General features: G+C 56.1%; 12 protein-coding genes and 1 pseudogene. 5 read left to right on the plus strand and 8 right to left on the minus strand.

The window, feature by feature from the left end; genetic code table 11:
• The 3 genes from AC6I8I_RS22055 to AC6I8I_RS22065 are packed head-to-tail and all read left to right on the plus strand — an operon-like array spanning nt 1 to nt 2,910.
• Complete coding sequence (locus AC6I8I_RS22055; RefSeq protein ID WP_312757520.1) at nt 1–423, plus strand: DoxX family protein; 423 nt, start codon at nt 1–3, stop codon at nt 421–423.
• Complete coding sequence (locus AC6I8I_RS22060) at nt 410–2,038, plus strand: MFS transporter (RefSeq protein ID WP_312055673.1); 1,629 nt, start codon at nt 410–412, stop codon at nt 2,036–2,038. The genes AC6I8I_RS22055 and AC6I8I_RS22060 overlap by 14 nt, the downstream gene beginning before the upstream one ends.
• 50 nt (nt 2,039–2,088) lie before the next feature.
• Nucleotides 2,089–2,910, plus strand: a complete 822-nt coding sequence (locus AC6I8I_RS22065) for an alpha/beta fold hydrolase (protein WP_312055672.1) — start codon at nt 2,089–2,091, stop codon at nt 2,908–2,910.
• A gap of 53 nt (nt 2,911–2,963) precedes the next feature.
• Here AC6I8I_RS22065 and AC6I8I_RS22070 read toward each other — a convergent pair whose 3' ends face one another.
• From AC6I8I_RS22070 to AC6I8I_RS22095, 6 genes and pseudogenes are all read right to left on the minus strand, one after another.
• Nucleotides 2,964–3,689, minus strand: coding sequence for a pirin family protein (locus AC6I8I_RS22070; protein WP_497828713.1), 726 nt, complete (start codon nt 3,687–3,689; stop codon nt 2,964–2,966).
• 179 nt (nt 3,690–3,868) lie between these two features.
• Entirely contained in the window at nt 3,869–4,849 is a 981-nt protein-coding gene (locus AC6I8I_RS22075; RefSeq protein WP_316553946.1) for a LacI family DNA-binding transcriptional regulator, read from the minus strand.
• Between the two features lie 84 nt (nt 4,850–4,933).
• The gene (locus AC6I8I_RS22080) at nt 4,934–5,980 is read right to left on the minus strand and encodes a sugar phosphate isomerase/epimerase family protein (protein ID WP_497820964.1); all 1,047 of its coding nucleotides are present in this window, start codon (nt 5,978–5,980) and stop codon (nt 4,934–4,936) included.
• A 23-nt stretch (nt 5,981–6,003) separates the two neighbouring features.
• Nucleotides 6,004–7,233: an MFS transporter gene (locus AC6I8I_RS22085; protein WP_312055668.1), complete on the minus strand. Its 1,230-nt coding sequence runs from the start codon at nt 7,231–7,233 to the stop codon at nt 6,004–6,006.
• 162 nt (nt 7,234–7,395) lie between these two features.
• Nucleotides 7,396–8,301: a DMT family transporter gene (locus AC6I8I_RS22090; protein ID WP_497828714.1), complete on the minus strand. Its 906-nt coding sequence runs from the start codon at nt 8,299–8,301 to the stop codon at nt 7,396–7,398.
• Between the two features lie 263 nt (nt 8,302–8,564).
• Nucleotides 8,565–8,642: pseudogene (locus AC6I8I_RS22095) on the minus strand (type II toxin-antitoxin system Phd/YefM family antitoxin); the annotation flags it as partial.
• Nucleotides 8,643–8,943: 301 nt separating this feature from the next.
• On the opposite strand from AC6I8I_RS22095, the gene lplA reads away from it, so the two are divergent.
• Nucleotides 8,944–9,960: a lipoate--protein ligase gene (lplA, locus tag AC6I8I_RS22100; RefSeq protein ID WP_497828715.1), complete on the plus strand. Its 1,017-nt coding sequence runs from the start codon at nt 8,944–8,946 to the stop codon at nt 9,958–9,960.
• A gap of 38 nt (nt 9,961–9,998) precedes the next feature.
• Here lplA and gap read toward each other — a convergent pair whose 3' ends face one another.
• The gene (gene gap, locus AC6I8I_RS22105; protein WP_312757532.1) at nt 9,999–11,000 is read right to left on the minus strand and encodes a type I glyceraldehyde-3-phosphate dehydrogenase; all 1,002 of its coding nucleotides are present in this window, start codon (nt 10,998–11,000) and stop codon (nt 9,999–10,001) included.
• A gap of 141 nt (nt 11,001–11,141) precedes the next feature.
• Here gap and AC6I8I_RS22110 point away from each other — a divergent pair, with 141 nt between their 5' ends.
• Nucleotides 11,142–11,315 carry a hypothetical protein gene (locus AC6I8I_RS22110; protein WP_497828716.1) on the plus strand — a complete coding sequence of 58 codons (174 nt, stop codon included), beginning with the start codon at nt 11,142–11,144 and terminating at the stop codon, nt 11,313–11,315.
• A gap of 20 nt (nt 11,316–11,335) precedes the next feature.
• Here the strand turns inward: AC6I8I_RS22110 and cspE are convergent, their stop codons facing one another.
• Nucleotides 11,336–11,548, minus strand: coding sequence for a transcription antiterminator/RNA stability regulator CspE (gene cspE, locus AC6I8I_RS22115; RefSeq protein ID WP_031374430.1), 213 nt, complete (start codon nt 11,546–11,548; stop codon nt 11,336–11,338).
• Between the last annotated feature and the right edge of the window lie 79 nt (nt 11,549–11,627).

An 11,627-nucleotide genomic window follows, 5' to 3' on the forward strand; every position in this document is an offset into this window, starting at 1 on the left:
ATGAAGACCTTATTCACTCAGCCGCCCCGGGTTAACGCGGGGCTGTTCTTCCTGCGACTGGCGGGCAGCCTGCTGCTGTTACATGTGCACGGTCTGCCTAAAATTCTGCATTTCAATGAAGAACTGACGCGTATCGAGGACCCGTTTGGACTGGGTCCGATGATGAGTCTGCTACCGGCCATTCTGGCGGAGGTGGTGTGTCCGATATTTATCATCCTCGGCTGGGGTACCCGCCTTGCCTGTCTGCCGATTATTGCGGTGCTGCTGGTGGCGATGCTGGTGGTTCATCCCGGCTGGTCGATTGCTGAAGGCCAGTTTGGCTGGCTGTTGCTGATCATCTTTACCACCCTGGCATTAACCGGGCCAGGCGGCTGGCGGCTGGGTGCCAGCGCTCAACAGGAGGTGCGCCATGGCGCAGGTTAATGACATTCACCAGCTGGATCAGGAGGTCAGCGACGCGCCGAAGGCGAGCGCTGTTTCTCCGATGCAGCCGCTGCGTCAGCCGGTATTTCGGATGCTGTGGATTGCCACGGTGGTCTCCAATATCGGCTCGTGGATGAACGATGTCGGCGTCAACTGGACCATGCTAACGCTGAGCGCCGATCCGCTGGCGGTGGCGCTGGTGCAGGCGGCCAGCAGTCTGCCGATGTTTCTGTTCGCCCTGCCGTCGGGCGTGATGGCGGATATCGTTGACCGTCGCAAATACCTGCTGTTCTCCCAGCTGTGGACCTTTATCGCCGCCGCCGGGCTTACGGTACTGGCCTATACCGGCCACGTTACGCCAACGGTATTGCTGGCCGCCGCCTTCCTGCTCAGCGCCGGTGCCGCGATGAGTTCGCCACCGTTCCAGGCGATCGTCCCGGATCTGGTGAGCAAATCGGAGCTGGGTCCGGCGATTGCGCTGAACTCGCTGGGCATCAATATCAGTCGCGCCATCGGCCCGGCGCTGGGCGGATTGATCCTCTCCTTTACCGGTCCGTGGATGGTGTTTCTGCTGAATGCGCTGTCGGTGCTCGGCGTGGCGTGGGTGCTCTATCGCTGGAAGGCGGAACCCAGCGTCCAGCGCCTGCCGCCGGAGCACTTCTTTCCGGCCGTACGCGCCGGACTGCGCTATGTTCACGCCGCACCGGTGTTACGCAACGTGCTGGTGCGCACGGTCGCCTTCTTCCTGTTCGGCAGCGCCGGCTGGGCTTTGCTGCCGCTGGTGGCGCGGCGGGAACTCGGCCTCGGTCCGGGTGGTTACGGCATTATGCTCGCCTGTATCGGCATCGGCGCGATTACCGGCGCGGTGATGCTGCCGCGCCTGCGCCGCCGCTTCAGTTCCGATCGGCTGATGGTGCTGGCCAGCCTGTTATTCGCCCTGACCATGCTGGCGCTGGCTTTTGTCCGTCATTTCTGGCTGCTGAATGCCTGTGAGTTCTTTACCGGCTTCGCCTGGATTGCGGTGCTGTCAACGCTGAACCTGGGCGCGCAGCGCAGCGCAGCCAAATGGGTCAAGGCGCGTGCGCTGGCGGTCTACCTGACGGTCTTCTTTGGCTCAATGACGCTGGGCAGCACAATCTGGGGACAGCTGGCTTCCCACTTCAGCATTCCGGTTTCACTCTGTATCGCCACGCTCGGTATGGTACTGGCCAGCAGCACGGTATGGCGCTGGCGGCTGGATCAGGACCCCGATCTGAATCTCGATATGATCGGTGATGGCGTTAACGCCCCGGTGCTGGATATTCGTCATGAACGCGGTCCGGTGATGGTGAATTACGAATACCGGATTAATATTGAACAAGCCCATGCCTTTGCCGTCTGCATGCAGGATATGCGTCGCGTCAGGCGTCGGGGCGGTGCCATCAACTGGTCAGTCTATGAAGATATTCTCCAGCCTGGCATTTTCGTCGAAACCTTTGTGGTGGGCTCCTGGGTAGAACATTTACGCCAGAAAGAGCGCTATACCATCAACGATCAAAAAATCCAGCGTCGGGTTAACGCCTTTCATCAGGGTGAAAATCCGCCTGAAGTTCGATACCTGGTGGCACCAGCCTGACCGGCTGTACAGCAACCTTCCATTCATCACGTCACGTAGAGGGCAATACCATGAGCACACTCAAAACCACCGACGGCACCCAAATTTATTTCAAAGACTGGGGCACCGGTAAGCCTGTACTGTTCAGCCACGGCTGGCCGCTGGATGCGGATATGTGGGACAGCCAGATGAATTTTCTGGCAGAGCGCGGTTACCGGGTTATCGCTTTTGACCGTCGTGGCTTTGGCCGTTCCGAACAACCCTGGACCGGCAACGATTATGATACTTTTGCTTCTGATATTAACGATCTGATTACTCATCTCGATCTGCAGGATGTCACGCTGGTGGGTTTCTCAATGGGCGGCGGTGATGTGACGCGCTATATCGGCCGTTATGGCACTGCTCGCGTGGCGGCGCTGGTGCTGCTGGGCGCGGTAACCCCGGTGTTCGGCAAAATCGCTGATTACCCGCAGGGCGTCGATCTGTCGGTGTTTGCCGGTATCCGCGATGGCCTGCTGAAAGATCGTGCGCAGTTCATCAGTGATTTCGCCACGCCGTTCTACGGTCTTAATGCCGGTCAGACCGTTTCGGAAGGCGTGCTGACCCAGACGCTGAACATTGCGCTGCTGGCCTCACTGAAGAGCACCGTTGATTGTGTTACCGCCTTTTCCGAGACCGATTTCCGTGCCGATATCGCCAAAGTAGATGTGCCGACGCTGGTGATCCACGGCAGCAACGACCAGGTGGTGCCGTTTGAATCCACCGGTAAAGTGGCCGCAGAGATGATTGAAGGATCAGAACTGAAGGTCTATGACAATGCGCCACACGGTTTCGCGGTGACGCATCAGGATCAACTGAATCAGGATCTGCTGGCGTTTTTGAGCGCGCGTTAACAGCAAAAAACTGCGCGGTGCAGGCCGCGCAGTTTTTTTATTAACGGTATTGATTAACGGGTCGGATGATTGACTTCATTTGGCCGCAGGTCGAACACCAACACTTCTGCCTCTTTACCGCCACTGAAGGTCAGTGATTTCTCGTCACGCACCCGCGCACCGTCTCCGGCATTAAATTGCAGTCCATTAACGGTGATACTGCCGCGCGCCACATGAATATAAGCGTAGCGATCGTCCGGCAGCGTCAGGGTGTGCTGCTCATCTCCGTCGAACAAGCCTGCATAGATGCGGATATCCTGCCGCACCCGCAGCGCGCCGTTTTCCCCTTCCGGCGAAATGATCAGTCGCAAAGTACCGCGTTTATCCGCTTCACTGATCGAAACCTGCTGATATCCCGGCGGGCTGTTTTTCTCTGCCGGCACCACCCAGATTTGCAGGAAGTGCACGCCATCGGTACTGGAGTGGTTAAACTCACTGTGCGTCACGCCACTGCCGGCGCTCATCAGCTGCACGTCGCCGGGCACGATAACTGAACCGGTACCCATCGAATCTTTGTGCGCCAGTGCGCCTTCCAGTACGTAAGAGATAATCTCCATGTTGCTGTGGGGATGCGCACCGAAGCCCCGTCCTTTCGCCACCCGGTCATCATTAATCACCAGCAGATCAGAAAAGCCAACCTGTTTCGGGTCCCAGTAGTTGGCAAAGGAGAAGGTGTGACGTGAATTCAGCCAGCCGTGATCACCGACGCCGCGTTGTTCTGACAATCTTTGCTCAATCATATTCTGCCCCTTAACGTGCTGTTTAATGGTGTGAAGCGCGAGTGCCCTTCGTTAGAAACAGCATATAAGTAAACCTGATCGTCGAACAATGGCGTCAAAAGCCAATCACTGTCACGGATTAGTGGACAATAACACTAAGCGGTATTTCGCATGAAAGTGGGAGGCTGATAAGTGAGGTGTTAGCTGCTGGCGCGCAGGATTAATTCGCCGGTCATGATGATGCGCTGCGGCGACGCGTCGGGCCGGGCAATTTTCTGCAGCACCAGTTCGCACGCCTGACGGCCTATCTCACGTGACGGCTGGGCCAGAGTGGTCAGCGGCGGCGAAACCATGCCGGCCAGCTCGGTGCCGTCAAAACCAACCACGGCGATATCGTCCGGGATGCGCAGGCCAGCCTGCTGAATAGCCGCCATTGCACCGGCGGCAAGCGTATCAGAGACGGCAAACACCGCGTCTGGCCGGGTTTCAGCCTGCAGTAACAGATTCATCGCCGCCTGACCGGCGCTGAAACTCAGCTCACTGGCGTAGGCGATCGCCTGCCAGCTCAGCCGTTGTTGACCGAGCTGTTGCAGATAACCCTGCTGACGCAGCCGGGCATAGTTGTAACTCAGATCGTGATTGATCAGGCCGATGCGCTGCCGTCCCTGTTCAGCCAGATACCCGACCACCTGCCGGGCGGCAACGCGATCGTCAATACCGACACAGGAGGTCGCGCCACTGTCGTCATATTCCGCACACTGCACCCACGGCGCAGTGCCAATCAACTGACTCAGCTCGGCCAGTTTACTGAACGCATCCATGGTGATGATGCCATCTACCATTTTGCCGGAGAGCAACTGCAGGCTGGAACGCGATCGCTCGATATCTGAACCTGAATTGCACAGCAGAATGCGATAACCGTTTTTCTCAGCCTGCTCCTCAATCCCTTTCACCACTTCAGCGCAAAACGGGTTAGAAATATCCGAGACCATCACCAGAATCATGGAGCTGCGGGCGGTACGCAACTGACGCGCCAGCAGGTTAGGCTGATAATTACTCTCTTTGATCGCCTGCAGCACCTTCTGGCGATTGCGATCTTTGACACTGTCGCTGTTATTTAACACCCGTGAAACCGTGGCAACCGAGACCCCGGCCAGCCGGGCGATTTTCTGAATCGACATTATGGCAACCCTTGCTCAAATCGGTGACAGGCAGGCTAACACATTTTTCTGCACCGCTGCGTCGCCCGCCCGACCTTCAGGGACTCAGTCCAGCCCCAGCTGCCTGCGTACCGGCGCCGCGGCGGCGGCAAAATCGTCAAAAGCGCGATCGGCGACCGGAATAATATGGCGATGGATAAACTCTGCGCCTTCACGCGCGCCGATCTCGCCCTGTTTCAGGCAGCATTCCCATTCCAGTACCGCCCAGCCTGGGTAATCGTACTGCGCCAGTTTGCTGAAGATGGTTTTAAAGTCGATCTGCCCGTCGCCTGGCGAGCGGAAACGTCCGGCCCGCGCCAGCCACGGCTGATAGCCGCCGTAAACGCCACTGCGGCCATTGCGCAGAAACTCGGCATCCTTTACGTGAAACGCTTTAATCCGCGAATGATAGATATCGATAAACTGCAGATAATCGATGTGTTGCAGATGGAGATGGCTGGGATCAAACAGGATATTGCAGCGCGGGTGATGATTGACCTGCGCCAGAAATCGCTCAAACGTCACGCCATCATGCAGATCTTCGCCCGGATGAATTTCATAACAGAGATCGACGCCGTGCCGGTCAAAGGTGTCCAGCACCGGTAACCAGCGGCGCGCCAGTTCGGCGAAGGCTTCATCGAACAGCGCCGGGCTTTGCGGTGGCCACGGATAGAACCACGGCCAGGCCAGCGATCCGGAAAAAGTCGCATGCGCCTGCAGGCCAAGTTTTTCCGAGGCCGCCGCCGCGCGCTTTAGTGTGGCTATCGCCCACTCGGTTCGCCTGGCCGGATCGCCGCGCAGCGCAGCCGGAGCAAAATTGTCGAAGGCAGCATCAAACACCGGGTTCACCGCAATCAGCTGCCCTTCCAGGTGGGTTGAGAGTTCACTGACTTCCAGCCCATAGCCTGCCAGCAGACCGCGGATATCATCACAGTAGGTCTGGCTGGTGGCCGCCTGCTCAACATCAAAAATCGCGGGCTGATGACAGGGGATTTGCAACGCTTTATATCCCAGTCCCGCCGCCCATTCAGCCAGTCCGGCCAGTGAATTAAACGGGGGTCGATCGCCAATAAATTGCGACAAAAATATGCCCGGCCCTTTTACTGTTTTCATCTCCGCCTCCTTAAATAAAACACTCAATCCCGATACCTGAACGAGAACAGAAAAATAATCGCAATCAGCGCCGCCGCTACCGCCGGGATCCACCAGAAAATCGCCCAGCTCTCCGCGCTGGCATTGCCCGCCACCAGCTGGTTATAGAGCGCGCCGGAGATCTGCGATCCCAGCAACATGCCAATGCCATAAGTAAACATCACCACCATGCTCTGTGCCTGACCTTTGACCTTTTCACCGGCAATGCGATCGGTATAAATAAAGCCCACCACAAAGAAAAAGTCATAGCAGACGCCGTGCAACAGGATGCCGAGATAGATCAGGCTGCGCGTCTCGTCACTCATCCCCAGCGCAAACAGCGCATAGCGAACAAACCAAGCCGCCATGCCAATCAGCAGCATGTATTTGACGCCAAGCCGACGGAACAGCAGCGGGATGATCAGCATAAAGACGATTTCCGACATCTGCCCCAGCGACATCAGCGTACTGACGTTCTGAATCCCGGCATCCGCCAGCCAGGATGCGGTGAAGGCGTAATAGGTGCCGAGCGGAATCGAAATCAGCGTGGCGCACAGCGCGAACACCAGAAAATGACGCAGCTTAAGCAACGCAAAGGCATCGGCACAGAACAGGTCCCGCACTTTGAGCGGCAACCCTTTGGCCGGGGCCGGCGTATGCGGCAGCGTCAGGCTGTAGATAGCCAGCACCAGCGAACTCAGTGCCGCCAGCTGGAAAACCGCAGTACTGGCGGAAATGCCGGTTACGCCAATAAATATCCCCGCCACGATCCAGCCGATAGTGCCAAACACCCGGACAACCGGAAAACTTTTCTCACTGCTGGCCAGGCTGTGAAAGGCAATGTTATTCGACAGCGCCAGCGTCGGCATAAAGCAGAGGGTATAGCCGAATAACAGCGCAATCAGCAGCGCGCCGTTTTCAGCGATCAGCGCCTGCGGCACAAACCACATAATCACCGCGCCCGCCAGATTCATTACCGCCATCACCTTTTGCGACGGAAAGAAGCGATCCACCAGCATACCAAGCACGAAAGGCGATAAAATCGAGGCGATCGGCCCGGCCGAAAACGCATCGCCAATCAGCAGCGACATATTATGCTGGGTCATGACCAGACCCAGGGTGACTGACCAGCTGCCCCAGATGAAAAACTGCATAAACATCATCAGGGAAAGACGTGGAACCAGCAGCCGCTGCTGCATGCGCTGACGCGCACTCTCCTGCACTGTCGCTATCATCAGAACCTCGCCATTTATCATCGATTACCGATTGGTAAGCTGTAAAGTAATCGATTACAAATGATCAAACTTTCGCCGCGATCACAGTTCATCCGGCCGGGAGCAGCGCCGATCGGAAAACGCGATCGCGGCGAGGTTTTAGCTGAAGTAATCGGCAAGGTGTTAAGAGCTGGCGTTAACAATCCGGCTGCGGCGAAAGCGGTAACGCTCATACAGCACTGAATAGAGCCCGCCAGACACCACCAGAATTGCGCCGATGACGGTAGTGGATTCAGGCAGATTCCCCAGCAACAGGTAACCCACCGCCACCGACCACAGCAAAGTGGTGTAATCAAACGGTGCCAGCAACGAGGCTTCAGCGTAGCGCAGGCTTAAGGTCATCAGAATCTGCGTGATGCCGCCCAGCAATCCACAACCCACCAGCAGCAGCAGTTGCGATCCGTGCGGTATTTTCCAGCCGCCGATCAGGGTGATCAGTGAGGTTAAGGCGGTGGTCACCGCGAACCAGAAGGCAATTGCGCCCGGCTTCTCTTTCCCGTTGAGAAACCGTATCTGCACCAGCGCGCAGGCGGTACAAAACGCCGCCATCAGCGCCAGTAAAATCCCGGCAGAAGCGGATAGCGAGAAGCTGGCATTGAGTGACAGATGGCCGGAGAACATCACCATGATGCCGCTGAATCCGGCCACCACCGCCACCCAGCGATGATGTCGCACCTTTTCACGCAGCAGCAGCGCCGCCAGCAACACGGTAAACAGCGGAGCCGCATAGTTAATCGCGGTGACATCGGTCAGGGAAATATACAGCAGCGACAGGTAGCTGAAATAGAGGCCGCCGGTGCCCGCCAGCCCGCGCAAAAAATGCCCGCGAACATTCCGGGTGCGGATGCCGTCCAGTACGCTGCCCTGTACCCGCAACCAGATCATCAGCGGCACCAGCGCCAGCACCGACCGGAAAAAGATCACTTCACCGACCGGAATAGCGCCGTCCAGCCCTTTTACGCAGGCCAGCATCAGCGTCGAGCTTAACGCAGCCAGGATTTTCATCACTATGCCAGCAGAGGCATTCATAACGGCAGGCACCTATCGGGACGAGTAAAATAAGCAGCATTATCAGTGCGCTTACGCGACGTGAACTTTAATACTGACATAATGGCGCACCGGGATGTGCCGGGATTGGCTGACAGACGGCATTTAATGTTTTTTTACCGCTGCCGGACAGCAGGAATGATTCAGGGGAAGATCGGGATGGAAGATGGATGCCGCAAGGGAGAGCGGGTTCAAATGTTACGACCGTGTTGCCAGTCTTTTATGATCATCAGGTAACGCCGCGCTTCGTCAGCTTTAACTGTCGCCATCGGATTTTTTTTCAGTTCGCTGGCGCTGGTGTCGCTCAGAATATTATGTGGCATAAACCCTTCAGGAGGGTTTAACCGGTTTTTAGGCAAACAGCCTGATGAGCTGTTAACCAGTCACAGAGCGCGGATTCAGGCACTTTCGACAAGCTGAAATGCAAAATAAGGTGCGCGTTTCAGCCATAGGATAGTGACAGCGCCGCTAAGGTCCGTTCTGTCATCATAATCTCCCGGTTCCCCGCTCCCAAAGTCCGAAATCCGCAGGATCTCTACCCGCTTAATGTCGCTACGCTCTGCTGTTACACTGTGTCATCTGCCTGACAGCCGGGCGCCCTCTCTTAAGGAACGGGAGTAATTGATGTCCTCGTTACGTTTATTGTTATCTGAGTCGAACGATCCCTGGTTTAACCTGGCGGTGGAAGAGTGCATTTTCCGTCAGATGCCAGCGACCCAGCGGGTACTGTTTTTATGGCGCAATGCGGAAACGGTGGTCATCGGCCGGGCACAAAACCCGTGGAAGGAGTGTAATACCCGGCGGATGGCAGAAGATGGCATCAGGCTGGCGCGTCGCAGCAGCGGCGGCGGCGCGGTGTTTCACGATCTCGGCAACTGCTGCTTCACCTTTATGGCCGGTAAACCGGGCTATGATAAGAGCGTTTCAACCGCAATTATCCTGTGTGCGCTGGCGAAGCTGGGCTTGCCGGCCGAAGCGTCAGGACGTAACGATCTGGTGGTCAGCACCGCCGACGGACTGCGCAAGATATCCGGATCGGCTTATCGGGAAACGCCCGATCGCGGCTTTCACCACGGCACTATTCTGATCAACGCCGATCTGTCACGGCTGGCAGATTATCTTAATCCCGACGTTAAAAAATTGCAGGCCAAAGGCATCACCTCGGTGCGCGCCCGAGTGGCGAATCTGGCAGAGTTAAGCCCCGGCATCAGCTATGAAGCAATTTGTGCGGCGGTGACCGAAGCTTATTTCGAACATTTTAATGCCGACTGCGAGCCTGAGTACATCTCACCGGCGGCGCTGCCCGATCTGCCGGGCTTTGAACAGCAGTTTGCCCGCCAGAGCAGCTGGGAATGGAATTTTGGTCAGGCACCGGACTTCTCCCATCTGCTGGATCAGCGGTTTAGCTGGGGCGGCGTTGAAATTCATTTCGACGTGGAACGCGGTGTTATCTCGCGCTGTCAGATTTTTAGCGACAGCCTTAATCCGACGCCGCTGGAAACGCTGGCGCAGCGGTTACAGGGCATCGCTTACCGGCCCGAGGCGCTGGAGGCGGTGTTGATTCAGCTCAGCGCTGATTTCCCGCAACAGCAGCAGGAACTGAATGAATTGCAGCAGTGGCTGGTAGCCAGCCTGCGTTAAAGGCGAAAAAGGCCGTTCGTGAGAACGGCCTGACCGGCTTAAAGATTGACGAATTTGTGCAGCACGCGCACCAGCTGGGTGACAAAGCCATATTCGTTGTCATACCACGAGACGGTTTTAACCAGTTGCAGATCGCCCGCTTCACTGATTTCGGTCTGGCTGGCATCGAAAATTGACCCGTAAGGCAGGCCAATCACGTCGGAGGAGACAATCGGATCCTCGGTATAGTTAAACGACTCGTTGTTTTCGCACGCCTGCTTCAGGGCGGCGTTAATCTCATCGACTGTTACCTTCTTCTCCAGAATCGTCACCAGCTCGGTGACCGATCCGGTTTTGGTCGGCACGCGCTGCGCATGCCCTTTCAGCTTGCCTGCCAGTTCAGGGATCACCAGACCAATCGCCTTCGCCGCACCGGTGGTATGCGGAATGATGTTCTCTGCTGCCGCGCGCGAGGCCCGGAAATCTTTGCCGCGCGGCCCGTCCACCAGCGCCTGGGTGCCGGTGTAAGCATGGATGGTGGTCATGGTGCCGACTTTGATACCGAAACTGTCATGCAGCGCTTTCGCCATCGGCGCCAGGCAGTTAGTGGTGCAGGAGGCAACTGAAACAATGGTGTCTTCAGCGCTAAGCGTATCGTGGTTGACGTTAAACACCACGGTCTTCATCTCCCCCGCTGGCGCAGAGATCAGCACCCGTTTCGCCCCCGCATCGATATGTGCCTGCGCTTTTTCTGCCGAGGTATAGAAGCCGGTACATTCAATCACCACGTCTACGCCCAGCTCGCTCCACGGGATGTTGCGCGCCTCTTTCTCGGCGAACACGGTAATGTTTTTGCCGTCCACCTGCAGCGCTTTGTCACCCGCCTCAACGCTGAACGGAAAAGCGCCGTAGTTGGTGTCATATTTCAGCAGGTAGGCCAGCATTTCCGGCGAGGTTAAATCGTTAATAGCCACGACTTCAACCGCTTCCTGCTGCTCAAGAATGCGTCTGAGGACCAGACGGCCGATACGTCCAAAACCATTAATGCCGATCTTCTTCATTTGGATCTCCAGCATGTCAGTATGTCAGGGGTTTTTGTTACGCGTTCAGCATCAGCGTAGTAAGCCGCGCGCCGATGTTATGGGCTAAAAATAGCATCAGGCCAGGCTGAAGAAGGGGCAATCTATGCGCCGGAGAGGCAAATGGATAACAGCAGAGAGAAAGATGCAGAACAGAATAAGTCAGTGGAGATAAACACAGCCATTATTTTAATTTCAGGGCGGACTAAAAAAACAAAAAACCCGCACAAGGCGGGTTCTGTTAATTATCAATTTCAGGCTTATCTGCTCAGGTTATTACCGTCATCGCGATTGTAAGCGTAATTGACAATTAAAATTTACAGCGGGCTGACGTTAGCTGCTGATGGGCCTTTAGCGCCGTTTTCAATAGTGAATTCGACCTGCTGACCTTCATCCAGAGTTTTATAATCGTTACCCTGAATTGCAGAGAAATGTACGAATACATCTTTGCTGCCATCCTGAGGAGAGATAAAACCGAAACCTTTACCAGCGTCAAACCATTTTACTAAACCAGTCATTTTATTAGACATCAATACTTCCTTAATTTATGAGCCACTAAGTGGCGAAGATGGCCTGTCTTTCAGAGGGATACTTACTAGGCACTTAGGA

Source organism: Pantoea sp. X-Soil-YNGN-775 (assembly GCF_059730575.1).

Bases quoted from the DNA above. Each gene is read 5' to 3' on its own strand.
- AC6I8I_RS22075 (WP_316553946.1), bottom strand. From the start codon at position 4,849: ATGTCGATTCAGAAAATCGCCCGGCTGGCCGGGGTCTCGGTTGCCACG.
- gap (WP_312757532.1), bottom strand. From the start codon at position 11,000: ATGAAGAAGATCGGCATTAATGGTTTTGGACGTATCGGCCGTCTGGTC.
- AC6I8I_RS22060 (WP_312055673.1), top strand. From the start codon at position 410: ATGGCGCAGGTTAATGACATTCACCAGCTGGATCAGGAGGTCAGCGAC.
- AC6I8I_RS22065 (WP_312055672.1), top strand. From the start codon at position 2,089: ATGAGCACACTCAAAACCACCGACGGCACCCAAATTTATTTCAAAGAC.
- AC6I8I_RS22110 (WP_497828716.1), top strand. From the start codon at position 11,142: ATGGATAACAGCAGAGAGAAAGATGCAGAACAGAATAAGTCAGTGGAG.
- AC6I8I_RS22090 (WP_497828714.1), bottom strand. From the start codon at position 8,301: ATGAATGCCTCTGCTGGCATAGTGATGAAAATCCTGGCTGCGTTAAGC.
- cspE (WP_031374430.1), bottom strand. From the start codon at position 11,548: ATGTCTAATAAAATGACTGGTTTAGTAAAATGGTTTGACGCTGGTAAA.
- lplA (WP_497828715.1), top strand. From the start codon at position 8,944: ATGTCCTCGTTACGTTTATTGTTATCTGAGTCGAACGATCCCTGGTTT.
- AC6I8I_RS22085 (WP_312055668.1), bottom strand. From the start codon at position 7,233: ATGATAGCGACAGTGCAGGAGAGTGCGCGTCAGCGCATGCAGCAGCGG.
- AC6I8I_RS22080 (WP_497820964.1), bottom strand. From the start codon at position 5,980: ATGAAAACAGTAAAAGGGCCGGGCATATTTTTGTCGCAATTTATTGGC.
- AC6I8I_RS22055 (WP_312757520.1), top strand. From the start codon at position 1: ATGAAGACCTTATTCACTCAGCCGCCCCGGGTTAACGCGGGGCTGTTC.
- AC6I8I_RS22070 (WP_497828713.1), bottom strand. From the start codon at position 3,689: ATGATTGAGCAAAGATTGTCAGAACAACGCGGCGTCGGTGATCACGGC.